The sequence below is a fragment of the Nocardioides potassii genome (genome assembly GCF_021648885.1).
Classification (GTDB): domain Bacteria; phylum Actinomycetota; class Actinomycetes; order Propionibacteriales; family Nocardioidaceae; genus Nocardioides; species Nocardioides potassii.
Window position 1 is genome coordinate 471640 of record NZ_JAKJHZ010000009.1, and the last position, 24590, is coordinate 496229.

Sequence of the window (24590 nt, forward strand, 5' to 3'; positions counted from 1 at the left end):
ACGGATCGGGACCGGATCGAGACGTACGACGGCCCGGCCACCCGCGTGGGTGACCGGGCCGTCGTGGTGCGCCGGGGCGACGATCAGGCCTGGGCGGCCTCGTCCTCGGCAGCGACGTTCTTGACGCGGTTGGGGTCCACCTGGACACCGGGGCCCATCGTCGTCGAGACGGTGATCTTCTTGATGTAGCGGCCCTTCGAGCTGGCCGGCTTGAGCCGCAGCACCTCGTCGAGCGCCGCGGCGTAGTTCTCCGCGAGCTGGACCTCGGAGAACGAGGCCTTGCCGATGATGAAGTGCAGGTTGGCGTGACGGTCGACGCGGAACTCGATCTTGCCGCCCTTGATGTCCGTGACGGCCTTGGCGACGTCCGGGGTGACCGTGCCGGTCTTCGGGTTCGGCATGAGCGAGCGCGGGCCGAGGACGCGACCGAGGCGGCCGACCTTGCCCATCATGTCGGGCGTCGCGACGACGGCGTCGAAGTCGAGCCAGCCGCCGGCGACCTTCTCGATGAGCTCGTCGCCACCGACGAACTCGGCGCCGGCCTCACGGGCGGCGTCGGCCTTGTCGGCGTTCGCGAACACGAGGACGCGAGCGGTCTTGCCGGTGCCGTGGGGCAGGTTGACGGTGCCGCGGACCATCTGGTCGGCCTTGCGCGGGTCGACACCCAGTCGCATGACGACGTCGACGGTCTCGTCGAACTTCTTCTTGGAGCCACCCTTGGCGATCTTGATGGCTGCGAGCGGGGCGTAGATCTCGTCCTGGTCGAACGACTCCGCCGCCGCGCGGTAGGTCTTGCTGCGCTGCATGGTCTTCTCGTTTCTGTGGTGCGAAGGATGTGGTTCAGCGAGCCAGCGCGGCTCTCCCACGGTGTCAGTCGGTCGTGACGCCCATCGAGCGGGCAGTGCCCTCGACGATCTTCATCGCCGCGTCGATGTCGTTGGCGTTGAGGTCGGGCAGCTTGGTGGTGGCGATCTCGCGGATCTGGTCCTTGGTCAGCTTGCCGACCTTGTCCTTGTGCGGGACGCCCGAGCCCTTGGAGAGGCCGGCGGCCTTCTTGATGAGCTCGGCGGCCGGCGGGGTCTTGGTGATGAAGTCGAACGTGCGGTCCTCGTAGATGGTGATCTCGACGGGGATGACGTTGCCGCGCATGGACTCGGTCTGGGCGTTGTAGGCCTTGCAGAAGTCCATGATGTTGACGCCGTGCGGGCCGAGCGCCGTACCGACCGGCGGGGCCGGGGTGGCCGAACCGGCCTGCAGCTGCACCTTGACGAGTGCGGCGATCTTCTTCTTGGGAGGCATTGCTCTTCCTTCTTCTCGTGTGGTCATGACGAGGACGTACGTCCTCTGCCACGGGTTGTCGCTCTGTGCATTGTCGCCCTCAGTCGGGCTGGTCGTGAAATCGGGACTTCACGGGTCTCGAGACGCGTCAGCCGGCCGCTTGCTTCGCGGCGCGCCCGGGTCGACGCTCCTCGACCTCTTCGCTGATCGAGGGCCTCGCAAGCTCGGCCCTTGCGCTCAGACCTTCTGGATCTGCGAGAACGACAGCTCGACCGGGGTCTCGCGGCCGAAGATCTCGACGAGGGCCTTCACGCGCTGCGACTCGGCGTTGATCTCGGTGATCGTCGCGTGGAGCGTGGCGAACGGGCCGTCGACCACCATGACGGAGTCGGAGACGTCGAAGTCCGCGACCTCGACCGGCTTGCGCGGGGGGGCGCCGGCGCCCTTCTCGCCCGACGCGGCGGCCTCGACCTCGGCGGCGTGCACGACGGCCGGGGCGAGCATGTCCTCGACCTCGCTCATGCTGAGCGGGACGGGCTGGTGGCTGTGGCCCACGAAGCCGGTGACCGACGGCGTGTGGCGCACGGCCGACCAGGACTCGTCGGTGAGGTCCATGCGGACGAGCACGTAGCCGGGCAGGACGGTGCGCGTGACCATCTTGCGCTGGCCGTTCTTGATCTCCGCGACCTCCTCGGTGGGGACCACGATCTCGTGGATGTAGTCCTCCATGTTGAGGGAGATGATGCGGTTCTCGAGGTTGTGTTTGACCCGCTTCTCCATGCCGGAGTAGGTGTGCACGACGAACCAGTCGCCGGGCTTGGCCCACAGCTCGCGGCGGAACGCCTCGAGCGGGTCGTCGTCGCCCTCGGGCTCGTCGGAGCCGTCGGACTCGTCGGACTCGTCAGCGGTGTCCTCGACGGTCTCGTCGGTCGTCGCGTCGGTGGTCTCGTCGCTCGTCTCGGCGGCGTCCTCGGTGGTCACCTCGTCGCCGGCCTCGACCGCACCGTCGACCTGGTCGTCGACTGCGTCGACCTGGTCCACGTCACTCTTCTCAGACACGTCTCACTCCGTACGTTCTCGTTGATGGGGCCGGGGCCGTCAGCGGGCCGGGGCCGGGTTGACCCGGGCGTGTGCGGTGGTGCCGCGACCACGCGGGGGCCGTGGGATCACTGCGTCGAGGTGCCACCGGTGAAGACCGCGAAGACGAGCTTGCCGAAGGCCAGGTCGAGCACCGTCACGAGCGCCATCATCACGACGACGAAGACGAGCACGACGAAGAAGTAGGTGATCAGCTGCTGCTGGGTCGGCCAGACCACCTTGCGGAGCTCGGCCACCACCTGGCGCATGAACGTGACGGGGCTGGTGCGCCCACGGTCGTCGCCGCGCGAGTCGCGCCGGTCCTGAACCGCGTTGCCGTCGGCCACGTTTCCCACCTTCTCGCCAATCCTGGATGTGTTGCTGTGCAGTGTGTCTCGCAGGGCACGAGGGACTTGAACCCCCAACCTTCGGTTTTGGAGACCGATGCTCTGCCAGTTGAGCTAGTGCCCTCCGATGGACCAGAACCCCGTCCGGGGCATGCCGAAGCATCTGGCGGATCCACCAAACGGGAAGCATACGGGGAGGGGGCCAGCGCCGTCGAACCGAGGCGTGGCAGGCTGGATGCGTGGGGAACAGCACGGGGCGGCACCGGGACGTCTCGGCGCTGCCGAAGGCCCACCTGCACCTCCACTTCACGGGGTCGATGCGGCACGGCACGCTCCTCGAGCTCGCCGAGCGTGACGGGATCGTGCTGCCCGACTCGCTGGTCGAGGACTGGCCGCCGCGGCTGAGCGCTGCCGACGAGAAGGGCTGGTTCCGCTTCCAGCGCCTCTACGACGTGGCGCGATCGGTGCTGCGCACGCCCGACGACGTACGACGTCTGGTGCTCGAGGCGGCCGAGGACGACGTCCGCGACGGCGGCCGGTGGCTGGAGATCCAGGTCGACCCGAGTGGCTACGCCGCCCGCTTCGGCGGCATCACCGAGTTCACCGACCTGGTGCTGGACTGCGTCCGCGACGCCTCCGAGCGCACCGGCCTCGGCATCGCGCTGGTCATCGCCGCCAACCGGACCCGGCACCCGCTCGACGCGCGCACGCTGGCCCGCCTGGCCGGGCAGTACGCCGGGCGCGGGGTCGTCGGGTTCGGGCTGTCCAACGACGAGCGACGCGGCAGCACCTCCGACTTCGCCGGGGCGTTCCGGATCGCCGAGCGCGCCGGGCTCCTCCTGGTCCCGCACGGCGGCGAGCTGCGCGGCCCCGAGCACGTGCGCCAGTGCCTGGACAGCCTCGGCGCCCAGCGGCTCGGCCACGGCGTACGGAGCGTCGAGGACCCCGAGCTCCTCGACCGGGTCGTGCAGGCCGGGGTGGCGCTCGAGGTGTGCCCGGTCTCCAACGTCTCGCTCGGGGTCTACTCCGACCTCACCTCGGTACCCCTCCCCCAGCTGCTCGCGGCCGGCGCGACGGTCGCGCTGGGTGCCGACGACCCGCTGCTGTTCGGCTCGCAGCTCGCCGGCCAGTACGCCACGATGCGCGCCGCGCACGACCTCGACGACCGGACCCTCGCCCGGCTGGCCGAGATGTCGTTCGAGGCCTCGCTGGCCCCGTCGGACGTGGTCGAGGCAGCGAAGCGGGACATCGCCACCTGGCTGTCGTGACGTCCCCGCGGCTCGGTACCTGGGGACGTTCTGGTAGGTCGGAGGTCCCGATCACCAACCGGAACGTCCCTAGATGCCCGAGGAAGGTCAGAGGGAGCAGCCGACGGTCACCGGCTCGTTGACGAGCGTGACGCCGAACGCCTCGCGGACGCCGTCGCGGACCTCGCGGGCGAGGGTGAGGAGCTCGTCGGTGGTGGCACCGCCGCGGTTGGTGAGCGCCAGGGTGTGCTTGGTCGACAGCGACACCCGGTCCCCCGCGGTCGCGGAGGAGAACCCCTTGCCGAAGCCGGCGTGCTCGATCAGCCAGCCGGCGCTGGACTTCACGGTGCCGTCGGGCTGCTCCCAGCGCGGGGCGTCGGCCGGCAGACCGGCGGCCTGCTCCGGAGTGAGGAACGGGTTGGTGAAGAAGGACCCGGCGCTCCACGTGTCGTGGTCGGCGGCGTCGAGCACCATGCCCTTGCCGCGGCGCAGGTCGAGCACGGCGGCGCGTACGTCGGCGAGCGGGGCGCGCTGCCCTTCCTCGACCTCCAGCACCCGGGCGAGCTCGGCGTAGCGGACCGGTGCGCCGAGCGCGCCCTGCCGGAGCTGGAAGGTGACGTCGAGGACGACGTGGCGACCGGGGTCGGCCTTGAAGCGGCTGGAGCGGTAGCCGAACTGGCACTCCGCCGCGGCGAAGGTCCGCACGCCGCGCAGGAAGCGGTCCCACACGCGCACCCGGGCGATGGTCTGCGAGACCTCCTGGCCGTAGGCGCCGACGTTCTGGATGGGCGTGGCACCGACCGAGCCCGGGATGCCGGAGAGGGCCTCGACGCCGACCCAGCCGCGATCGACCGCCGTGGCGACGAGACCGTCCCAGGACTCGCCGGCGGCGACCGTCACCGTCGCGCCCGAGCAGGTCGGGTCGCCGGAGTCGTCGACGTCGGACGTCAGTCCGCTGGTGGCGACCTCGACGACGCGGCCGTCGAAGCCCGCGTCGGCCACGACGAGGTTGGAGCCGCCACCGAGCACCAGGACGGGCGTGCCTGCGGCGTCGGCCTCCGAGACGACCGCGACGAGCTCGTCCTCGGTGGTCGCGCGCACCCACTCGCGCCCGGGACCGCCGAGGCGGAGGGTCGTGTGGTCCCCGAGGACCGGTCCCGGCTCAGGCACCGGCGTGCTTCACGACGGCCTTCGGCATGCCGAGCACCTTCTGGCCCTCGCAGGTGACCTCGAGGGCGAGCGTGGCCATGCCGTCGGCGATCGACTTGACGGTGCCGGCCACGACGACCTCCGCGCCCCCCTCTGCAGGTACGACGACGGGGCTGGTGAATTTCGCGCCGAGGTCCACGACCTCCGCGCCGTCGGTCCAATCGGCGACCGCGCGCCCGACTAGCGCGAGGGTGTACATGCCGTGGGCGATCACCCCGGGCAGGCCGACGCTGCGGGCGACCTCCTCGTCCTGGTGGATCGGGTTGTGGTCGCCGCTCGCGTCGGCGTAGGCCACGAGGTCGGCGCGGGTGACGGTGAAGGCCTTGGGCTCGAGGACGTCCCCGGCCGTCAACACGATGCTCATGCGTCCGATCCCGACGAGTGGACGAGGGTGGCCTTGCCGGTGCAGACGACCGCACCGGTGGCATCGGCGATCTCACTGGTGGTGGCGATGATGTCGGCGCCGCCGATCTGGCGCAGCCCCGAGACCGTCAGCGTCGCGGAGAGCTCGTCGCCCACGACCAGCGGGCGGGCGTAGGCGAAGCGCTGCTCGCCGTGGACGATGCGGTGCAGGTCGATCTGCTCGGAGTCGAGGAACGCCATCATCGCGTCGAACGCGAGCACGATCGGGAAGGTCGGGGGGACGTCGTCACCCGGGTGGCCGACGGCCTGCGCGAAGGCGCCGACCCGTTCGGGGGTCACGGTCAGGGACGCCGGGGCGGGGAAGTCACGCCCCACGAGCGAGGGGTCGACGGGCATGTCCCGAGCCTAGGACACGCCTCGTGCTCCACAAACGCAGCAACCCGTCCGAGGTGCTCGGACGGGTCGGGTGCGGCGACGCGCAGGCGTCAGCGGGTCTCGCGGTGGATCGTGTGACGACGCTCGCGCGGGCAGAACTTCTTCAGCTCGATGCGGTCGGGGTCGTTGCGGCGGTTCTTCTTGGTGATGTAGTTGCGCTCCTTGCACTCGGTGCACGCGAGCGTGATCTTGGGGCGAACGTCAGAAGACTTGCTGGCCATGGGAGAACCTTTTCCTAGCGGGTGGTGCGGGAGGCTGCTGCAGACTTTGGTGGTAGCGGGGGCGGGACTCGAACCCGCGACACCACGATTATGAGCCGTGTGCTCTAACCACCTGAGCTACCCCGCCGCGGAGGCCGGACGCCCCCGGGGGGAGGTCCGATCCAGAGCCCCTTTACGGAATCGAACCGTAGACCTTCTCCTTACCATGGAGACGCTCTGCCGACTGAGCTAAAGGGGCAACGACGGAGAACGATACACACGCCCCAGCCGCGATGAGAAATCGGCTCAGGACACCTCGTCCAGCGCCTGGATCCGGGGCCATCCGACGGCCTCCTCGAGCTCGTAGGCCAGGCCCAGCAGCCGGGCCTCGCGACCCGCTCCGGCGCCCAGCATCATCCCGTGCGGGAGCCCGGCTGCGGTCGTCGCGAGGGGCAGGGAGATGGCCGGCTCGCCGGTCGCGTTCTGGAGCGGCGTGAAGGCCACCCAGTCCATGAGCCGGTCCATGATCTCGTCGTAGTCCTGGTCGGGGCGCAGGTGGCCGACCCGCGGTGTCTCGGTCGCGAGGGTCGGCGTGAGCGTGACGTCGTACTGCTCGCGGTGCTTGGCCGCCACGCGGCGCGAGGCGCGCAGGACGGCGATCGAGATCGGCTGCTTGTGGAGGTTTCGGGCCGCGTGCCGGGCGAGCCCGAGGGTCAGGTTGTCGAGCTTCGTGGCGTCGAAGGTGTCGCCGAAGTCCTTGCGGCCGCGCTTGGCGATGGCGTAGGCGAGCAACGACCAGAACCGCACGAAGTGGTCGGGGAAGCCGGCCGGCACCGGGTTGTCGATCTCCTCGACGTGGTGGCCGAGCTCCTCGAGGAGGGCGGCGGTTCGGAGGGTCAGCTCGCGCACCTCCGGGCTCGAGTCGCGGCCGATGCCCTGGGTGACGACGGCGACCCGCAGCCTCGCCCTGCTGGGGCGGGTGATGTCGCCGATCGGCGCTAGGAGCGGGTTGCGCCAGATCTTCTCCGCCTCGCGGTAGAACGCGGCGGTGTCGCGCACGCTGCGGGTCAGCACGCCGTCGGAGACGATCCGCACGGGCATGTCGCGCATCATCCGGTCCTGCGCCAGCCGCCCGCGCGTCGGCTTGAGGCCGACGAGCCCGTTGACCGCGGCGGGGATGCGGATCGAGCCCCCGCCGTCGTTGGCGTGGGCGATCGGGACGGCACCGGCAGCGACGAGGGCCGCCGAGCCGGCCGACGAGGCACCGGCGTAGTGGTCGGTGTGCCAGGGGCTGCGGACCGGGCCGAGCCGGACGTGGTCGGCCGCGCCGGAGAAGCCGAACTCGGAGAGCTGGGTCTTGCCGAGCGGCACCAGGCCGGTCGCGAGGTACATCCGGGCGAAGTCGCCGTCGGCCTTCGCCGGCTGGGCACGGAACGCGTCGGCGCCGTGCTGCGTGGGCATCCCGGCGACGTCGACGTTGTCCTTGACGAACGTCGGCACCCCGGCAAACCAGCCCGGACGGGGATCGCGCGCCTCCGCGCGCGCCCGGTCGTACGCCGCGTGTGCGACGGCGCCGAGGGTGGAGTCGACCTGCTCGGTGCGGGCGATCGCCGCGTCGATGACCTCCGGGACGGACAGCGTGCCGGCGCGGTAGGCCTCGACCAGCCCGGTGGCGTCGAGGTCGGAGAGGGCGTCGTCGGCGGAGAAGGCGTGCACGCGCATGGTCACGCAGACTAGCCAGCGCAGCCGCGGCGGTGACACCCCTCGAGGTGGTCGTCGACGAGCCCGATCGCCTCCATGAGGGCGTACATCGTGGTGGGGCCGACGTGGGCGAACCCGCGCTTCTTCAGCGCCATCGCGAGCGCCACCGACTCCGCCGACGTGGTCGGGAGGTCGGCGGTGGTGCGCGGGGCGGGGAGCGGGTCGGGCCGGAAGGACCAGATGAAGGACTCGAGCCCGCCGTCGTCGCGAAGCGCGACGGTCGCCCGCGCGTTGGCGATGGCGGCGTCGACCTTGCGGCGGTTGCGCACGATGCCCGGGTCGGCCATCAACCGCTCGACGTCGGCCTCGTCGTAGGCCGCGACGGCGTCGGCGTCGAAGCCCGCGAACGCCCGGCGGAAGTGGGGCCGCTTGGTGAGGATCGTCAGCCACGACAGGCCAGACTGGAAGGCCTCGAGCGTGAGCCGCTCGAGGTGGGCAGCCTCGCCGGAGACGCGCATGCCCCACTCGGTGTCGTGGTAGGCCCTGTTGACCGGGTCGCCGCTCGCCCACGGGCAGCGGGCGACGCCGTCCTCGCCGACGACCGCCGGCACCCCGCTCACTGCGCCGTCTCCATGGGAGGCATCCTCGCGCAGCCCACCGACAGCGCCGCGTCAGCGGGCCGACGCGACCGGACGCCTGCCGGTGCGACCCAGCACGTAGGGGAGCCCCGCCCCGGCGGCGTGGACCGTGCGACCGAGGCGTCCGCGCCAGCCCGGAGCGGGCAGCGGCGGCTCGCCGGGTCTCAGGTCGGCCACGCCGACGTAGTAGGACCTCACCGCTCCGAAGCCCTCGAGATCGGTCTCGACCTCGCCGACCGTGGCGGGCAGCGCCACCGATCCCGTGCCGTAGAGGTCCTCGGTCATCAGCACGTACTCACGGATCGGCACCGCGTTCTTGAGGAGTCGGTGCACGAGGATCACGTCGTCCCGACCAGCTTCAACCGGTCGCGGATCCTCTGGGTCGCCACCTCGCCCACGTGCGCGACGAACGTGAGGGTGAGGTCCTCGGCCTCCTTGCACCCTCCGCAGGGACAGAGGTTGTGCGCGACGTACTGACGCTCGACGTGGGCCAAGGACATGCGATGGGTGCGCATGTAGGTCGTGTAGCCGCCGATGTCAGCGATGATCATCAGTCCCTGGGTCGATGCCATGGCTCACCTTCGTGGTCGGAACCGTCGTGATCGGGACGGTCGGGTCGGTCGTGGTCGGGACGGTCGGGGTCGTAGCGCTCGAGCAGGTGCTCGACCCCCGCGGAGGCCGCCAGGGCACTGGGGGCGTAGCCGAGGACCACGGCGAGGAAGTGCTCGGAGCCCAGCGACCGGAGTCGGGAGTCGACCGTGGCGAGGACCGTGGCGGTGCGGGTGCTGCGCCGCAGGAGGGCGATCTCGCCGAATCCCTCACCGGGCCCGAGGGAGGCGATCACCGTCCCGTCGCCGACCACGTCGACGGCGCCGGCCTCCACGACGTAGTAGCGGTCGCCGACGTCGCCGCGCTCGAACAGCGTGGTGCCGGACGGTACGTCGAGCGTCGTGAGGCCGCGCGCGAGCTGCTCGACCGAGGGCAGCGGCAGCGTGCGCAGCATCGGGACCCGCTGGAGGAGGCGGACCTCGTCGTCGTGGGCGCCGACCGCGTGGTCGAGCGCCCGGAGCCTGACCCACGCCGCCGCGGCCAGCACCGGGCAGACCAGGCCGACGGCGACCAGGGCCGGGCGCAGGCCCCAGCTCCCGACGAGCCACGACGTCACGAGCGCGCCCACCCCGATCGACACCGCCACCAGGCTCTCGAGCACTCCGAAGACGCGCGCGAGCACCTCGTCAGGCGCCATCCGGCCGAGGAGGGTGAAACCGGCGACGTCGATCAGCGCGTTGCCGGCCCCGATGAGGGCCATGAAGACGAGGGCCGGCAGGTCATGGGGCACCAGTCCGACCAGCACGAGCGGCAGCCCCCACAGGGTGACGCCGAGGGCGAACCACGCCCCGAGGCGTCTCGTGCCGACCAGGAGGGAGGCCGCGAGCGAGCCGCCGACCGCGCCGACACCGACCGCGGTCATCAGCGTCCCGGCGCCGGGCTCGCCGCGCCCGAGGAGCTCGATCGAGACCAGGACCGAGAAGACGGTCAGCGCGCCACGCGTGAGGGACTGTGCGGCGGCGAGGCCGAGGACGAGCGCCAGGTCCCGGTTGCGGGCGACCGCGCCGAGCCCCTCGAGCGCCTCACGGGCGAGGTGGGGCCGCAGGGCCGGTGGTCGCGGCGGAGCGTCGTACTGCAGCCGGAGGAGGAGCGCAGCGGACCAGAACGAGGCAGCGGCCGCCACCGCGAACACCACGTCGACGTCGGCGACCTCGAGGAGGACGGCGGCCAGGAGCGGGCCGACGAGGGTGGCGAGCGAGTCGAGCATGCCGCGGACGACATTGGCGCTGGCGAGCTCGTGGCCGGTGTGGCACAGCGAGGGCAGCAGGGCGGAGTGGGCGGGCCGGAAGAGCGTCGCGGCGATGGTCGACAGCACGGCGAGTGCGTAGATCGCCACGGGCGCCCCGCCGAGCGCCGCCACCGCGGCTGCGGCAGTCGTCGCGGCTCCCCGGGCGGTGGACACGACCACGAGGACGCGCTCACGCCTCCCGCGGTCCGCGAAGGGCGAGAGGACCGGCGCGAGCAGCGCCGAGGGCAGCATGCGCAGCAGTCCCACGAGCCCGAGCGCGCCCGCTCCGCCGTCGCGATAGGCCACGATGCCGAGCGCGACGGTGAAGGCCCACTCGGCGGTCCACGCACCGAGGAAGCTCAGCTGGGCGCGCCGGAGGTCCGGGTTGCGGGCGTTGCTGGAGAAGGCGGACGCGGCGTCGGCCAGGCGCACGCGCGGCCCCGACTCCCCCATCTGGCGACTGTAGGGCCGACAGCTTCGCCGGTGGGTCAAGATCGGTCGGAGAATGACCGGCTTCAGCGGCGCTGCTTGAGCCTGACGTTGGGCATCTCGGGCGCCGGGATCGGCGCCAGGGCGAGGTCGACCCGCCCGAAGCGACCGTCCCCGACCGCACGGCCGTCCCCGACCACGTCGCCGTCGTCGGTGATCTGCTGCTGCCACTCCTCGCGGTAGGCGGCGATCTCGTCGTGGTCGCGGCCGATGAAGTTCCACCACATCACGATCGGCTCCCCGAAGGGCGGGCCGCCGAGCAGGAGCAGCCGGGCCTCCTCCCGGGCCGTCACCGTGATCGTCGTACGCCCGGGGTCGAGGTGGCCGAGCTCGCTGGGCTTGAGCTCCTGGCCCTCGACCTCGACGAGCCCGACGTCGAGGAGCACGCCGTGCTCGAACGACGCGTCCACCTCGATGTCGAGGCTGGCGCCGGTCGCGAGCATCACCTCCGCCCCGAGGAGGGGGCTGTAGGTGGTGATCGGCGAGGAGGTGCCGAAGGCGGATCCGATGAAGACGCGGGCCTCCCAGCCCGGGCCGCGGACCGGCTCGGGGGCGAAGTGCTCGAAGTGGGGGTCGCAGTGCCGGCTGGCGTCGGGCAGGGCGACCCAGAGCTGGGCGCCGTGCAGCACGGTCGTGCCGGGCGTGGACACCTCGGTGTGGCTGATCCCGCGTCCGGCGGTCATCAGGTTGACCTCGCCGGGGCGCACCGTGGCGAGGCTGCCGACCGAGTCGCGGTGCTCGAGCTCGCCGTCGAAGAGCCAGCTCACCGTCTGCAGCCCGGTGTGCGGGTGCGCGGGGAGGACCATGCCGCCGGTCTCGTCGACCTCGTCGGGTCCGTAGTGGTCCACGAAGCACCAGGCCCCGATCAGGGACCGGTGGCGTTGCGGGAGCGTGCGTCGTACGCGCATGGCACGGGGACCCCCCAGCGGGACCTCGCGCGGAGTGAGCACCTCGATGTGCGTGGTCATCGTGCGCCACGCTACCCGGACGGGTGAACCCGCGGGGCGGTTCACCCGGTGCGGACGCTCAGCTCAGGTGAGTCGGCTCGTCGTCGCGCAGCGAGCCCGAGCCCTGCGCACCCGAGCCCCGGGACGGACCCGTGCCCTGACCCGCCTCGCCCGGGCGGTCGAGGCGCACCACGATCGACTTGTAGACCGGCTGGTTGCTCTTCTCGGCCGTCGAGTCGAGCGGGACCAGGGCGTTGGCCTCGGGGTAGTAGGCAGCCACGCAGCCGCGCGGCTGGTCGTAGGACACGATCCGGAAGGACCGGGCGACGCGCTCGACGCCGTCCTTCCACTCGCTGACCAGGTCGATGACGTCGCCCTCGGCGTAGCCCAGGTCACGCAGGTCGTCGGGGTTCACGAAGACGACCCGCCGACCGCCCTTGACCCCGCGGTAGCGGTCGTCGAGGCCGTAGATCGTGGTGTTGAACTGGTCGTGCGAGCGCATCGTCTGCAGGAGGAACCGCCCGCGGGGGACCTCGAGGACCTCCAGCGGCGTGGAGGTGAGCACGGCCTTGCCGCTCTCGGTCTCGAAGACCCGGTTGTCGCGCGGGGGGTGGGGCAGGACGAAGCCGCCGGGCTCGTCGACCTTCTCCTCGTAGGACGCGCAGCCGGGGACCACGCGGGCGATGCGGCGGCGGATCTCGGTGTAGTCGTCCCGGAAGGCGGCCCACGGCACGGGCGAGCCCTCGCCGAGGGTCGCGATGGCCAGCGAGCAGATGATGTCGACCTCCGAGCGCAGGTGCTCCGACGGCGGGTCGAGCGGGCCGTGCGAGGCGTGGACCGCCGACATCGAGTCCTCGACGGTGATGCGCTGCACCTTGCCGCCGGTGAGGTCCTTCTCGCTGCGGCCGAGCACCGGCAGGATCAGCGCCTCGGAGCCGTGGACCACGTGCGAGCGGTTCAGCTTGGTGGAGACGTGCACGGTCAGGGCCGCGTTGCGCATCGCCGCCTCGGTGGCCTCGGTGTCGGGCGCGGCACCCACGAAGTTGCCGCCCATCCCCATGAAGACCCGGATCTTCCCGTCGCGCAGCGCCTGGATCGAGCCGACGGTGTCGAGGCCGTGCTCGCGGGGCGGCTCGAAGCCGAACTCGTCGCGGATCGCGTCGAGGAAGTGGTCCGGGACGCGCTCCCAGATGCCCATGGTGCGGTCGCCCTGGACGTTGGAGTGCCCGCGCACCGGGCACACGCCGGCACCGGGCTTGCCGATGTTGCCCTGCAGCAGCGCGACGTTGACGATCTCCTTGATCGTGGCGACCGCGTTGTGGTGCTGGGTGATGCCCATCGCCCAGCAGGTGATGGTCGCCGGCGAGTCCGCGACCATGCGGGCGGCCTCGGTGATCTGCTCGCGGGTCAGGCCGGTGGAGGCCTCGACCTTCGCCCAGTCGAGGTCCGCCACGTGGGCGGCGTACTCCTCGAAGCCAGTGGCGTACTGCTCGAGGAAGTCGTGGTCCAGCGCGTCCCACTCGACCAGCAGCGAGCCGACGGCCTGGAAGAAGGCCAGGTCGCCGTTGAGGCGGATCGGCAGGTGCAGGTCGGCCATCGCGGTGCCCACCGTGAGGCCCTTGACCTTCTGCGGGTTCTTGAAGCGGACGAGCCCGGCCTCCTGCAGCGGGTTGACCGCGATGATCTTCGCGCCGCGGGACTTCGCCTCCTCCAGCGCCGACAGCATGCGCGGGTGGTTGGTGCCGGGGTTCTGGCCCACGACGAGGATCAGCTTGGCCTGGTGGACGTCCTCCAGGCTCACCGATCCCTTCCCGATGCCGATGGTGTCGACGAGGGCCGAGCCGGACGACTCGTGGCACATGTTGGAGCAGTCCGGCAGGTTGTTGGTGCCCAGCGAGCGCGCGAAGAGCTGGTAGACGAACGCCGCCTCGTTGGACGTCTTGCCGGACGTGTAGAACGTCGCCTGGTCGGGGCTGTCGAGCCGGTGGAGGTGACCGGCGATGGTGGCGAAGGCGTCGTCCCACGAGATCGGTTCGTAGTGGGTGGCGCCGGGACGCAGCACCATCGGCTCGGTGATGCGGCCCTGCTTGCCGAGCCAGAACTCCGTCCGGCCGGCGAGGTCCTCGACCGAGTGGGTGGCGAAGAACTCGCGGTCGAGCAGCTGCTTGGTCGCCTCCTCGGCGACGGCCTTCGCGCCGTTCTCGCAGAACTCGGCGGTGTGCCGGTGACCGGGTGCCGGATCGGGCCACGCACAGCCCTGGCAGTCGAAGCCGTCGACCTGGTTGAGGCGCAGCAGCGACGACGCCGTGCGGACCGGGCCCATCTGGCCGACCGCGCGCCTCATGGCGACGGCGACGGCGGTCGCGCCCGCGGCGGCGTGCGAGGTCGAGTCGACCTCCACCTCCGTCTCGTCGATGTCGTGGGTGGGCACCTGGCGGGCCTCGTTGCGGAGCTTGGCCGGCGCGCCTCGCAGCTGGGAGAGGAAGGTCACGACCCCCATCCTGCACCTCGCCTCATAAGCGCACACCGCCCGGAGGGGCTGGCGCGTTCAAGGGTTCGTGCCCGCACACCCTGCGCGCCTAGGGTCGTGGCGACATGCAGGACTTCCCACCCCGGACCGCGACGTTCTTCACCGGGACCGACGCCGCGCCCTCGCCGGACCCCGACACCCGGACGCCTGCGGCGTTCCTGCGCTGGATGCTGCGCCAGCAGTGGCAGGTCATCGCCTGGTCGACGCTGTCATGCCTCCTGTGGCTGCTGCCGCTGACCTTCGGCCCCTACATCTTCGGTCGCGCGGTCGACGAGGGCATCCTCGCCGGCTCGACGAGCGCGCTGCTCGGGTGGGCGGCGGTGATGCTCGCCGTCGTGCTCGTCGGTGGCGTCTTCGGCGTCGTCTTCCACACCCTGGTCGTGCGCAGCTGGCTGATCAGCCTCTACGGCACCACGCAGATGGTGACCCGCAAGGTCGCCCAGATGGGCCACGTGCTGCCGCGCCGCTCACCGACCGGCGAGGTGCTGAGCGTGTCGTCGAGCGACTCCGACGAGTTCGGGGCGCTCACCGAGATCCTCGCGCGCTCGGCCGCCCAGCTCGTCTCCTACCTCGCCGTCGCCGCGATCGTGCTGACGATGTCGTGGGAGCTCGGCGTCGTCGTCCTGGTGGCCGCGCCCGTCCTCGTCGTGGCCGCGATGCCGCTGCTGCGGCCGCTGCACCGGCGCCAGCAGGTCGAGCGCAGTCGCAACTCGGAGCTGACCTCGCTCGCCACCGACATCGTCGGCGGGCTGCGGATCCTGCGCGGCATCGGCGGCGAGGACACCTTCGGCCGCAACTACGCCGCCCAGTCCCAGCACGCCCGGAAGGCCGGCGTCTCCTCGGGCATCTGGCAGGCCGCGGTCGAGGCGACAGGCGTCCTCTTCTCCGGCGTCTTCCTCGTCACGCTGGTCTGGCTCGGCACCCGGCAGGTGCAGTCGGGCGACCTCACGGTGGGCCAGCTGGTCAGCTTCCTCGGCTACGGCCTCTTCATGGTCGGCCCGATCCGCACCTTCTTCGAGCTCGCCCAGAAGGGCACGCGCGCGCTGGTCAGCGCCCGCAAGGCGATCGCGATCTTCGAGCAGCGCCCGCCCTGGCGCGACCCCGACGACCCGCAGCCCCTCGACGGCAGCCGCGAGATGGTCGACGACCTCAGCGGCTTCACCGCCCGGCCCGGGCTGCTCACCGTCGTCGTGAGCGCGGTCCCCGAGCAGAGTGCGGCGCTCGCCGACCGCCTCGGCCGCTACCTCCCTCCCGACACCGACCCGGTCGGGGAGGACGACGGCGAGGGACTCAAGGGCCGCGCCGCCCGCCGGGCCCGGGCCGACCGCGAACGCCGTCGAGCGCGGATCGCCGCGCGGGACGAGGAGGCCGCCACTCGCGAGTGGGGCGTGCGGCTGGGTGGTGTCGACCTGTCCGAGGCCAGCCTCGTCGACGTACGGCGTCAGGTGCTGGTGAGCGACACCGGCAGCAGCCTGTTCGCCGGCACCCTCCAGGACGCCATCGACCCGCACGGGACCCTGACCCGCGAGCAGGCCGAGCAGGCCCTGCGCGTCGCCAACGCCGAGGACGTCTACGACGCGCTCCCGGACGGCTGGCAGGGCCAGCTCGACGAGCGCGGCCGCGGCCTGTCCGGTGGCCAGCGCCAGCGCGTCGTGCTGGCCCGTGCGCTCGCCGCCGACGCCCCGGTCCTCGTCCTCGTCGAGCCGACGTCGGCCGTGGACGCCCACACCGAGGCCCGCATCGCCGAGCGGGTCAGCGACCTGCGCCGCGGACGTACGACGGTCGTGTGCACGGTCTCGCCGCTGTGGCTGCACCACGCCGACCACGTCGTGCTGCTGCGCGACGGCCAGGTGGTCACCGAGGGTGACCACGCCGAGCTCCTGGCGAACGACGCCGCCTACCGCGACGTCGTCGTCCGGTCGATGGACGAGGAGGTCCCGTCGTGACCGACCTGCTCGCGACCTCGCCCGACACCTGGCGCGACCGCACCCTCGACCCACCTGTGGTGCCGCCCGACCTGGTGCCGCCGACCGCCGCCTCCTGGGGCGAGCGGTGGCACGCCTTCCGGCACCGGCACGCCGTACGCCGTCAGCGGTCCGAGGACGTCTACGCCGCCTCGCGCAACCCCGAGCGGGGCTGGCCGGTGGCCGGCAACGCGGAGGTCCTCGCCTTCTTCCGCGACCTGTTCCGCGCCCGCAAGCGGGCCTTCGCCGCGCTCGTGGTGCTCAACGCGCTCGCCGCGGGGGCGGGGCTCGTCGTGCCGCGGCTGCTCGGCGAGCTGGTCAACACGACCATCGAGGGCACCGGCCGCCCGCTGGGCCAGCTGGCGCTGGTGATCGTGGGCGTGGTGCTGGCGCAGTCGTTCTTCACCTTCGTCGCCCAGCGCACCTCGACCCTCTTCGGCCAGGACCTCCTCTCGACCGCGCGCGAGTTCATCGTGCGCACGATCCTGCGGCTGCCGCTGGGCGCCGTCGAGAGCGCCAGCACCGGCGACCTCGTGACCCGCGTGACCCGCGACGTCGGCACGATGAGCCGCTCGGTGCAGTATGGCGTCCCGATGGCGATCATCTCGCTGCTCACGGTCGTGATGTCGATCGGCGCGATGCTCCTCAACTCGGTCGTCCTCGCGGTCCCCGCCCTGCTGACCTTCGCGACCTCGGCGTGGGCGGTGCGCACCTACCTGCAGCGGGCGCCGAAGGGCTACATCACCGAGGGGTCGACGTACTCCCGGATCAACACGACCCTGACCGAGACCGTCGAGGGCGCGCGCACCGTCGAGTCGCTGGGCCTGTCGGGCCGGCGCGTGCGGGCCGGCGACGACGACATCGCGGTGTCGGCGCAGGCCGAGCGCTACACGATGACGCTGCGCAACATCCTCTTCGCGGCGCTCAACTTCGCCTTCCAGACCCCGCGGGTGATCACCCTGCTCGTGGGTGCGTACGCCTACTCGCAGGGCTGGGTGGACCTCGGCCAGATCACCGCGGCCGTGCTCTACGTCGAGGCGCTCGCCGACCCGCTCGACCGGCTCATCGGCGAGGTCGACCGGCTCCAGGTCGGCGCGGCGTCGACCAGCCGGCTCCTCGGCATCGCTGAGGTGAGGCCCGACCGCACGCCCGGCGACCGGCTGCCGGACGGCGTCGACCTGGTGGCTGCGGACCTGCGGTTCGCCTACCGCGAGGGCCACGACGTGCTGCACGGCGTCGACCTGCGACTCGCTCCCGGCGAGCGGCTCGCCGTCGTCGGGCCCAGCGGGTCCGGCAAGTCCACCCTCGGCCGGCTGCTCTCCGGGATCAACCGCCCGCGCACCGGCTCGGCCAGCGTCGGCGGCGTCGAGCTCGTCGACCTGCCGCTCGAGGTGCTGCGCACCGAGGTCGCGCTCGTCACCCAGGAGCACCACGTCTTCATCGGCTCGGTGCGCGACAACATCGTGCTCGCACGCGAGGACTCCAGCGACGACGACGTGCGCGAGGCGCTCAGCGCGGTCGGGTCGCTGCTCTGGGTCGAGCGGCTGCCGCAGGGGCTCGACACGATGATCGGCTCCGGACGGTTCGCGCTCACCCCGGCGCAGGCCCAGCAGGTCGCGCTGGCCCGGCTGATCATCGCCGACCCGCACACCCTCGTCCTCGACGAGGCGACCTCGCTGATCGACCCGCGCACCGCCCGCACCCTCGAGGGCTCCATGAACAACCTGCTCGAGGGACGTACGGTCGTCGCGATCGCCCACCGCCTCCACACCGCCCACGACGCCGACCGCATCGCGGTCGTCATCGACGGGCGCATCGTCGAGCTGGGCAGTCACGACGAGCTGCTCGACCTCGACGGGGAGTACGCCGCCCTCTGGCGCGCCTGGACCTCCTGAGCAGACGGGCGGGACGGGACCTCTGGAGTCACCGGATGTCCGGTGACTCCTACGGTTGTCAGCCGAGATCTCGGCAGACAACCGTGAAATTCGGGTGCCAAGTACGCCGTCGGCGCGAGCATCGCTGAAGCGATCCGGCCGTGTCGCCCACGGCTCTCAGGCGCCGGGGGTCGGTGCGGCCGCGGCCACCGCGCGGCGGGCGGCGTGCTGGTGCCAGCGCCAGCAGCCCCAGCCGAGGAGGACGGACACCGCGGCGGCGACGGCGAAGCCGAGGACGGACCGACCCGCGACCGGCGCGACGACTGCCGCGCTGACCGCGTTGAAGACCAGGGTGATGAACGTCGAGGCCGACATCACGGCGCCGCGGCGGGTCGGGACGAGGTCGAGCATCAGGAGCTGGATGTTGGGAAAGGCCAGCCCGTTGCCGAAGGCGACGAACGAGATACCGGCCACCGCCCAGGGCAGCACCTCGCCCGCCGGGGTCAGCGCCACGACGATCCCGAGCACCGCTCCGAAGGTGCTGACGGCGTACCCGACCGACACCAGCCGCGAGCTGGTCCACGACCTGCCGAGGCGGCCGCTCACGACCGAGCCGACGACCATCGCGCCGATCATCGGGACGAAGAGCTTCCAGAAGTCGAGCTCCCCCTCGCCGAGCAGGTCGACCACGAAGATGGCCGCGCCGCCGATGTAGAGGAACTGCGCGCCGAAGACGAGGGTGCCCGCCCAGGCCATCCGGTGGAAGGCCGGTACGCGGAAGACCGTGACGAGGCCGGTCACGATCTCACCGACCCGGAGCGGCACGCGGCGCTCGGGCGGGTGGCTCTCGGGCAGGAGGGCGACCGTCACGGTCAGGAGCACGAGGGCGAGCGCGGCCATGAACCAGAAGACCGTCTCCCACGGCCCTACCTGGATCAGCAGGCCACCGACGATCGGAGCGATGGCCGGCGCCATGCCGAAGATGACCGCGACCTGGCTCATCAGCCGCTGCGCCTCCGGTCCGTCGAAGAGGTCGCGGATGATCGTGCGGCTCACGATGGTCGAGCCACCGGCCGCCAGTCCCTGCACCACGCGACCGACGAGCAGCCACCCGAGCGTCGGCGCGAAGGCGCACGCGACGGACGCGACGCCGTACACCGCGAGCGAGCCGACGATGACCGGACGCCGGCCGATCGCGTCGGACAGGGGGCCGTGGAAGACGCTCATCGCGGCGAAGGCCAGCATGTAGACGGTCACCACCAGCTGGAGCTGCCCAGTCGAGGCCGCGAGCTCCTCCCCCATCCGCGCGAACGCCGGGAACGGGGTGTCGATGCTGAACGGCCCGATCATCGACAGCATCGCCAGCACGAACGGGATCAGTGCGACGACTCGGGGCGCGAGCGTGGAGGCGCTGTCCCGAGGTGGTGTCACGTCCGCCATGAGATCACCCGACGGCCGCCCGCCCGTCATCGCCACCCCTGAATCGTAGTATCTCAGTCGACAATGTCACCTTCGTCTCGGGAAGGGCATCCATGCCTCGACACCTCACGGCGACCGCGGTCGCCTCCGCGACCGCACTGCTCGCCATTGTTCTGCCTGGCAGCACGGGGACACCGGCGAGCACCGCCGCCCCCGCCGCGACACCCGCGTCGCTGTCCGCCGGACAGCCCAACGTCGTCGTGATCACGGTCGACGACATGCGCGAGGACGAGCTCGTCCACATGCCGAAGACCCGCGCGCTCCTCGCCGACGCGGGCGTCACCTTCGAGAACAGCTTCTCGCCCTACCCGCTCTGCTGCCCGGCCCGCTCGTCGTTCCTGACGGGGCTCTACACCCACAACCACGAGGTCTGGTCGCACGCCGAGCCGTGGGGCTTCAAGGTCCTCGAGGACGCCGAGACGCTCCCGGTGTGGCTGCAGCGCGCGGGCTACGAGACCGCCTTCCTCGGCAAGTACCTCAACGGGTACGGCGCCCAGCCGGCACCCGACGGGAGCTCGCCGACCTCGACGACGTACATCCCGCCGGGCTGGTCGGACTGGCGCGGTGCGATCGACGGCGGGCCGGGGCCGGAGTTCCCCGACAAGGACGGCGGCACCTACCGCTTCTTCAACACCACCCTCAACGACAACGGCGAGTTCTACCTCGAGCCCGGCCGCTACCAGAGCAACGTCTTCGGGGACCTGTCGACGCAGATCATCACCGAGAACGCCGGCGACGACGTGCCGTTCTTCTTCTGGGCCAACTACGTCGCGCCGCACCACGGGCAGCCGGGCGAGCCCGACGACCCCAAGCCGATCAAGCGCGACGACGGCGCGACGACACGCTTCCAGACCACCGCCCGGCCCGCGGAGGTGCGCGGTCGCTTCGACGCCGTGCTGACCGAGGCGCCGGGCGCCGCCGGCGAGGACGACGTCAGCGACAAGCCGTTCTTCATCCGCGACCTGCCGCCGCTCAACGCGGCGGAGCAGGCCGGGCTCCTCGAGACCGCGCGGCAGCGCGCCGAGGCGCTGTCCGTGGTCGACGACCAGGTCGAGCGCACCATCGCCGCGCTCGAGGCGACCGGCGAGCTCGACGACACCATCGTCGCCTTCACCTCCGACAACGGCTACTTCCTCGGCGAGCACCGCATCCGGCAGGGCAAGATCCTCCCGTACGAGCCTGCGCTGGCGGTGCCGCTGCTGGTCCGCGGCCCCGGGATCCCGGCGGGCGAGGTGCGCACGGACCCGTTCACGTCGATCGACTTCGCGCCGACGATCCTCGCGGCCGCGGGCACGACGGTCGACTTCCCGCTCAACGGCCGCAACATGCTCGACGTCGCCCGCACGGGTGACCGCGGATGGGACCGCGCCGTCCTCACCGAGACCGGGCCGCGCGACGTGGTCGCCGACCTCGACGAGTCGGGGCCGCGGCTCTCGGCCAAGGACCCCGGCCCGACGGCCCAGCGCTTCTCGCAGGGCGTGCGCACGCGCAGCTACCTCTACGTGGAGCACGCCAGCGACGAGGTCGAGCTCTACGACATGCGCACCGACCCGGGACAGCTGACCAACGTCGCCGGGACCAGGGCGTACGCCGCCGACCAGGCCGCGCTGGCCAAGACGCTGGCCAGGCTCCGCAACTGCACCGGCGGGGCGTGCCAGGCCCCGATGCCGGCGCGCCTGCGGTCCTGACGAGGGCCTCGACGCCGCGGGTCAGTCGCCCAGCATCCGGTCGAGGTTGATCACCGCGCTGATCAGGCTCAGGTGGGTGAAGCCCTGGGGGAAGTTGCCGAGCTGCTCGCCGTTGAGGCCGACCTGCTCGGCGTACTGCCCGAGGTGGTTGGCGTAGGTGAACATCTTCTCGAGCGCGAGCCGGGCGTCGTCCAGGCGCCCGGCGCGCGTGAGCGCCTCGACGTACCAGAAGGAGCACAGCGAGAACGTGCCCTCCTCGGCCGTGGTGGCGTCGGCGCCGTCACCGTCCTGTGCCGCCGACACCCCGTCGCCGAACAGCTCCGGGTCGTAGCGCAGCACGAGGCTGTCCGTCACCAGCCGCTGCTCGACCTGCTCGAGCGTGGAGAGGAAGCGCGGGTCGTCCGGCGCGAGCATCTTGACCATCGGCATCAGCAGCGTCCCGGCGTCCAGGACGTCGCTGTCGGGGAAGGCGGTGAACGCCTGAAGGTCGTCGTTCCAGCAGTCCTCCATCACCCGCGCGTAGATGAGGTCGCGGGTGGCGGCGAGCTCCGTCAGGTCGCCCGGCAGTCCACGCCGGCGCGCCACCCGCATCATCCGCTCCACCGCCACCCAGCTCATCACCAGCGACGTGGTGTGGGTGCGCGGTCCGGAGCGGATCTCCCACATGCCCGCGTCCGGACGCTCCCAGTTGTCCATCAGCCACGACACGATGCGGCGCAGGTCGCTCCAGGCGTCGTGGCTGATGCCCCTCCCGTGCTTGTCGAAGAGGTAGACCGAGTCGATCAGCTCGCCGTAGACGTCGAGCTGCAGCTGGTCCACCGCGGCGTTGCCCACCCGCACCGGGCGCGAGCCGCGGTGGCCGGCGAGGTGGTCGAGCACCCGCTCGTGCGGATGGGTGCCGTCGAGGTCGTAGAGCACCCGGAGCGGGCCGAGGTCGTCGTCGTCCTCGGCCTCCCCCAGCCGCTCGGAGAGGAAGCGGACGAACGCAGCGGCCTCGGCGGTGAAGCCGAGCCGCAGCAGCGCGTAGACGCTGAAGGCCGCGTCGCGGACCCAGACGTAGCGGTAGTCCCAGTTGCGGGTGCCGCCGATGCTCTCGGGGAGGCTGGTGGTCGGCGCCGCGACGATGCCGCCCGTGGGCTCGTGGCACAGCAGCTTGAGGGTGAGCGCGGACCGGTCGACCCACTCGCGCCAGCGTCCGGTGTAGGTGCTCTGCGCGAGCCAGCCCCGCCAGAACGCGGCGGTGCCGTCGAACAGCTCCTCGACGTCGTCCTCGCTGCAGCCGCGCGGCTCCTCGCCCGGCTCGAGCACCTCGAGCACGAAGAGCGCGGCCTCGCCGGCGCCGAGGGCCAGGCGCGCGGTGGCGGCGTGGTCGTCGACGTCGAGGTCGACCGTGCTGGACAGCGCGAGGTGGACGTCGCCGTCGGCGAAACGCACGACGTCGTCCTCGACGGCCAGGTCGGGCTCGGTCGCGCCGTAGTCGGGGCGCGGCGCCATGTGCATCGTCAGCTCCACTGACCCGCGCAGCCCGACGACCCGGCGGACCAGCCGCTGGCGGTGCGTCTCGTCGTGCGCGCGGAGGACGGGCATGAAGTCCTGCACCTCGACGACCCCGCGGTCGGTCATGAAGCGGGTGACGAGGATGTTGGTCTCGGGGTGGTAGTACTGCCGGCTGCGCGCCTCGGGGTCGTCCGGCCCGAGCCGCCAGTGCCCGGCGTCCGGGTCGAGGACGGCGGCGAACACGCTCGGCGCGTCGAACCGCCCGGGGCAGAACCAGTCGATGGTGCCGTCGGTGGCGACCAGCGCCGCCGTCCGCAGGTCGCCGACGAGGCCGTGCTCGGCGATCGCCGGGCCGTCGTGCTCAGTCACCGTCAGGCCCGCCCAGGCGCCAGCCGCCCGGCGGCAGCTCCAGCGCGGCGTCCGGTCCCCACGAGCCCTCGTCGTACGGCAGGGGGTCGGGCCGGTCGTCGAGGACCGGCTGGCAGACCTCCCACAGCCGCCGGGTCTCGTCGGCGTGGGCGAACAGCGTGTGGTCACCCTCCATCACGTCGAGCAGCAACCGCTCGTAGGCCTCGAGCGGGTCGTCGTCGGGCAGCTCCTCGCCGAGGTCGAGCCGCATGGTGGCCGGCGCCAGCTCCATCTCGGGACCGGGCCGCTTGCCGAGGAGCTCGACGTGCACCTGGGCCTCGTCGGTGAGCTCGAGCACCAGCTCGTCGACCGCCGGGACGGGTGCGAACACTGTCGAGTCCGGGTGGCGGAAGCGGAGCGTCACGGTACGACGGGTCTCGGCCATCGCCTTGCCGGTGCGCAGCAGGAAGGGGACGTCGCGCCAGCGGTCGTTGTCCACCCAGGCCTCGAGCGCGACGAACGTCTCCACGGTCGAGTCCTCGTCGACGTCGTCCTCGTCGCGGTAGCCGTCGTACTGGCCCAGCACGACCCGCGCGGGGTCGAGCGGGCGGACGTCGGCGAACACGGCGGACCGGGCGCGTCGTACGGCGTCCGCGGACCACTCCCCGGGGTCCTCCAGGGCCACCGCGCCGAGGATCTGGAAGAGGTGCGTCGAGACCATGTCGCGCAGGGCTCCGGTGGACTCGTAGAACGAGCCCCGGCCCTCCATGGCGAGCGTCTCGGGCACGTCGACCTGCACGGAGGCGATGCTGCGGCGGTCCCACGCGGGCTCGAACAGGGCGTTGGCGAAGCGTAGGGCGAGCAGGTTCTGCACGGCCTCCTTGCCGAGGAAGTGGTCGATGCGGAAGACCTGGTCCTCGTCGAAGACCTCGTGCACGTCACGGTCGAGGTCGTCGAAGGACTCCAGGTCGAGGCCGAACGGCTTCTCGATCACCAGGCGCGCCCTCTCGTCGAGGCCCTCGCGGCCGAGCATCGCCACCATCCCGGACATCGCCGTGGGCGGGACCGAGAGGTAGACCAGGCGGAGGACGTCGCCGGGGTCGCCCAGCGACGCCTCGACCTCGCGCACGTGGTCCGCGAGCTCGGAGCCGTCGTCGGCGTCGGAGGTCCGGAACGTCACCCGGTCGAGCAGGTCGCGCACCAGGTCGTCGTCGAGGTCGTCCACGGACTCGCGCAGCCCGTCGCGCACCTCGGACCGGAAGTCGTCGTCCGACCCCGGCGAGTGCCGGCCGCTCCCGATGACGGCGTACTCGCGCGGCATCCGCCCCGCCGCCGCCAGCCGGTAGAGGCCCGGGAAGAGCTTGCGCGCCGCGAGGTCGCCGCGGGCGCCGAACAGGACGAAGGCGCAGGGCGCCAGCTCGGTCGTCATGCGGCCACGCTAA

General features: G+C 71.9%; 22 protein-coding genes and 3 tRNA genes. 4 read left to right on the forward strand and 21 right to left on the reverse strand.

The window, feature by feature from the left end; translation table 11 throughout:
• Positions 1–83: 83 nt before the first annotated feature.
• The 5 genes from rplA to L2K70_RS15995 form a co-directional block, all read right to left on the reverse strand.
• Complete coding sequence (gene rplA, locus L2K70_RS15975; protein WP_236403422.1) at positions 84–806, reverse strand: 50S ribosomal protein L1; 723 nt, start codon at positions 804–806, stop codon at positions 84–86.
• 64 nt (positions 807–870) lie between these two features.
• A complete protein-coding gene (gene rplK / locus L2K70_RS15980) occupies positions 871–1299 on the reverse strand; it encodes a 50S ribosomal protein L11 (protein ID WP_236403423.1) in 429 nt (142 codons plus the stop codon).
• 216 nt (positions 1300–1515) lie between these two features.
• Entirely contained in the window at positions 1516–2337 is an 822-nt protein-coding gene (gene nusG, locus L2K70_RS15985) for a transcription termination/antitermination protein NusG (RefSeq protein ID WP_236403425.1), read from the reverse strand.
• 107 nt (positions 2338–2444) lie between these two features.
• Positions 2445–2702, reverse strand: coding sequence for a preprotein translocase subunit SecE (secE, locus tag L2K70_RS15990; RefSeq protein WP_308195830.1), 258 nt, complete (start codon positions 2700–2702; stop codon positions 2445–2447).
• Between the two features lie 51 nt (positions 2703–2753).
• A tRNA-Trp gene (locus tag L2K70_RS15995) sits at positions 2754–2826 on the reverse strand.
• Between the two features lie 115 nt (positions 2827–2941).
• Here L2K70_RS15995 and L2K70_RS16000 point away from each other — a divergent pair.
• A complete protein-coding gene (locus tag L2K70_RS16000) occupies positions 2942–3970 on the forward strand; it encodes an adenosine deaminase (RefSeq protein ID WP_236403426.1) in 1029 nt (342 codons plus the stop codon).
• A gap of 87 nt (positions 3971–4057) precedes the next feature.
• Here the strand turns inward: L2K70_RS16000 and L2K70_RS16005 are convergent, their stop codons facing one another.
• The 13 genes from L2K70_RS16005 to L2K70_RS16065 form a co-directional block, all read right to left on the reverse strand.
• Positions 4058–5119 (reverse strand): UDP-N-acetylmuramate dehydrogenase, encoded by a 1062-nt coding sequence (locus tag L2K70_RS16005; protein ID WP_236403427.1) that lies wholly within the window; start codon positions 5117–5119, stop codon positions 4058–4060.
• Entirely contained in the window at positions 5112–5522 is a 411-nt protein-coding gene (locus L2K70_RS16010; RefSeq protein WP_236403428.1) for a MaoC/PaaZ C-terminal domain-containing protein, read from the reverse strand. The genes L2K70_RS16005 and L2K70_RS16010 overlap by 8 nt, the downstream gene beginning before the upstream one ends.
• On the reverse strand, positions 5519–5917 hold the full coding sequence (locus tag L2K70_RS16015) for an FAS1-like dehydratase domain-containing protein (protein ID WP_236403430.1): 399 nt from the start codon (positions 5915–5917) through the stop codon (positions 5519–5521). The genes L2K70_RS16010 and L2K70_RS16015 overlap by 4 nt, the downstream gene beginning before the upstream one ends.
• Before the next feature lie 89 nt (positions 5918–6006).
• The gene (gene rpmG / locus L2K70_RS16020; RefSeq protein WP_236403433.1) at positions 6007–6177 is read right to left on the reverse strand and encodes a 50S ribosomal protein L33; all 171 of its coding nucleotides are present in this window, start codon (positions 6175–6177) and stop codon (positions 6007–6009) included.
• A gap of 50 nt (positions 6178–6227) precedes the next feature.
• Positions 6228–6304, reverse strand: a tRNA-Met gene (locus L2K70_RS16025).
• A 38-nt stretch (positions 6305–6342) separates the two neighbouring features.
• Positions 6343–6415 (reverse strand) — tRNA-Thr (locus L2K70_RS16030).
• 47 nt (positions 6416–6462) lie between these two features.
• The gene (locus L2K70_RS16035) at positions 6463–7878 is read right to left on the reverse strand and encodes an amidase (RefSeq protein ID WP_236403437.1); all 1416 of its coding nucleotides are present in this window, start codon (positions 7876–7878) and stop codon (positions 6463–6465) included.
• An 11-nt stretch (positions 7879–7889) separates the two neighbouring features.
• Positions 7890–8477, reverse strand: a complete 588-nt coding sequence (locus L2K70_RS16040) for a DNA-3-methyladenine glycosylase I (protein ID WP_443689378.1) — start codon at positions 8475–8477, stop codon at positions 7890–7892.
• Between the two features lie 51 nt (positions 8478–8528).
• Complete coding sequence (locus L2K70_RS16045) at positions 8529–8828, reverse strand: hypothetical protein (protein ID WP_236403440.1); 300 nt, start codon at positions 8826–8828, stop codon at positions 8529–8531.
• Positions 8829–8833: 5 nt separating this feature from the next.
• Positions 8834–9067 carry a DUF2652 domain-containing protein gene (locus tag L2K70_RS16050; protein ID WP_236403441.1) on the reverse strand — a complete coding sequence of 78 codons (234 nt, stop codon included), beginning with the start codon at positions 9065–9067 and terminating at the stop codon, positions 8834–8836.
• Complete coding sequence (locus tag L2K70_RS16055; protein WP_236403443.1) at positions 9046–10785, reverse strand: MFS transporter; 1740 nt, start codon at positions 10783–10785, stop codon at positions 9046–9048. Before L2K70_RS16055 ends, L2K70_RS16050 begins: the two co-directional genes overlap by 22 nt.
• A gap of 62 nt (positions 10786–10847) precedes the next feature.
• A complete protein-coding gene (locus L2K70_RS16060) occupies positions 10848–11789 on the reverse strand; it encodes a pirin family protein (protein ID WP_236403446.1) in 942 nt (313 codons plus the stop codon).
• Positions 11790–11847: 58 nt separating this feature from the next.
• On the reverse strand, positions 11848–14259 hold the full coding sequence (locus L2K70_RS16065; protein WP_308195831.1) for an FdhF/YdeP family oxidoreductase: 2412 nt from the start codon (positions 14257–14259) through the stop codon (positions 11848–11850).
• Positions 14260–14363: 104 nt separating this feature from the next.
• Here L2K70_RS16065 and L2K70_RS16070 point away from each other — a divergent pair, with 104 nt between their 5' ends.
• Complete coding sequence (locus L2K70_RS16070; protein WP_236403449.1) at positions 14364–16244, forward strand: ABC transporter transmembrane domain-containing protein; 1881 nt, start codon at positions 14364–14366, stop codon at positions 16242–16244.
• The gene (locus tag L2K70_RS16075) at positions 16241–18157 is read left to right on the forward strand and encodes an ABC transporter ATP-binding protein (RefSeq protein WP_236403452.1); all 1917 of its coding nucleotides are present in this window, start codon (positions 16241–16243) and stop codon (positions 18155–18157) included. Before L2K70_RS16070 ends, L2K70_RS16075 begins: the two co-directional genes overlap by 4 nt.
• A 156-nt stretch (positions 18158–18313) precedes the next feature.
• Here L2K70_RS16075 and L2K70_RS16080 read toward each other — a convergent pair whose 3' ends face one another.
• Positions 18314–19576: a multidrug effflux MFS transporter gene (locus tag L2K70_RS16080; protein ID WP_236403454.1), complete on the reverse strand. Its 1263-nt coding sequence runs from the start codon at positions 19574–19576 to the stop codon at positions 18314–18316.
• Positions 19577–19668: 92 nt separating this feature from the next.
• Between L2K70_RS16080 and L2K70_RS16085 the strand changes: the two genes are divergently transcribed.
• The gene (locus L2K70_RS16085) at positions 19669–21303 is read left to right on the forward strand and encodes a sulfatase family protein (protein WP_236403456.1); all 1635 of its coding nucleotides are present in this window, start codon (positions 19669–19671) and stop codon (positions 21301–21303) included.
• Between the two features lie 21 nt (positions 21304–21324).
• Here the strand turns inward: L2K70_RS16085 and L2K70_RS16090 are convergent, their stop codons facing one another.
• Positions 21325–23169, reverse strand: a complete 1845-nt coding sequence (locus L2K70_RS16090) for a glycoside hydrolase family 15 protein (RefSeq protein WP_236403457.1) — start codon at positions 23167–23169, stop codon at positions 21325–21327.
• On the reverse strand, positions 23162–24577 hold the full coding sequence (zwf, locus tag L2K70_RS16095) for a glucose-6-phosphate dehydrogenase (RefSeq protein ID WP_236403458.1): 1416 nt from the start codon (positions 24575–24577) through the stop codon (positions 23162–23164). The genes L2K70_RS16090 and zwf overlap by 8 nt, the downstream gene beginning before the upstream one ends.
• Positions 24578–24590: the final 13 nt, after the last annotated feature.

Bases quoted from the DNA above. Each gene is read 5' to 3' on its own strand.
- L2K70_RS16060 (WP_236403446.1), bottom strand. From the start codon at position 11,789: ATGACCACGCACATCGAGGTGCTCACTCCGCGCGAGGTCCCGCTGGGG.
- L2K70_RS16085 (WP_236403456.1), top strand. From the start codon at position 19,669: ATGCCTCGACACCTCACGGCGACCGCGGTCGCCTCCGCGACCGCACTG.
- L2K70_RS16050 (WP_236403441.1), bottom strand. From the start codon at position 9,067: ATGGCATCGACCCAGGGACTGATGATCATCGCTGACATCGGCGGCTAC.
- rplK (WP_236403423.1), bottom strand. From the start codon at position 1,299: ATGCCTCCCAAGAAGAAGATCGCCGCACTCGTCAAGGTGCAGCTGCAG.
- L2K70_RS16055 (WP_236403443.1), bottom strand. From the start codon at position 10,785: ATGGGGGAGTCGGGGCCGCGCGTGCGCCTGGCCGACGCCGCGTCCGCC.
- zwf (WP_236403458.1), bottom strand. From the start codon at position 24,577: ATGACGACCGAGCTGGCGCCCTGCGCCTTCGTCCTGTTCGGCGCCCGC.
- rplA (WP_236403422.1), bottom strand. From the start codon at position 806: ATGCAGCGCAGCAAGACCTACCGCGCGGCGGCGGAGTCGTTCGACCAG.
- L2K70_RS16070 (WP_236403449.1), top strand. From the start codon at position 14,364: ATGCAGGACTTCCCACCCCGGACCGCGACGTTCTTCACCGGGACCGAC.
- L2K70_RS16010 (WP_236403428.1), bottom strand. From the start codon at position 5,522: ATGAGCATCGTGTTGACGGCCGGGGACGTCCTCGAGCCCAAGGCCTTC.
- L2K70_RS16015 (WP_236403430.1), bottom strand. From the start codon at position 5,917: ATGCCCGTCGACCCCTCGCTCGTGGGGCGTGACTTCCCCGCCCCGGCG.
- L2K70_RS16035 (WP_236403437.1), bottom strand. From the start codon at position 7,878: ATGCGCGTGCACGCCTTCTCCGCCGACGACGCCCTCTCCGACCTCGAC.
- rpmG (WP_236403433.1), bottom strand. From the start codon at position 6,177: ATGGCCAGCAAGTCTTCTGACGTTCGCCCCAAGATCACGCTCGCGTGC.
- L2K70_RS16080 (WP_236403454.1), bottom strand. From the start codon at position 19,576: ATGGCGGACGTGACACCACCTCGGGACAGCGCCTCCACGCTCGCGCCC.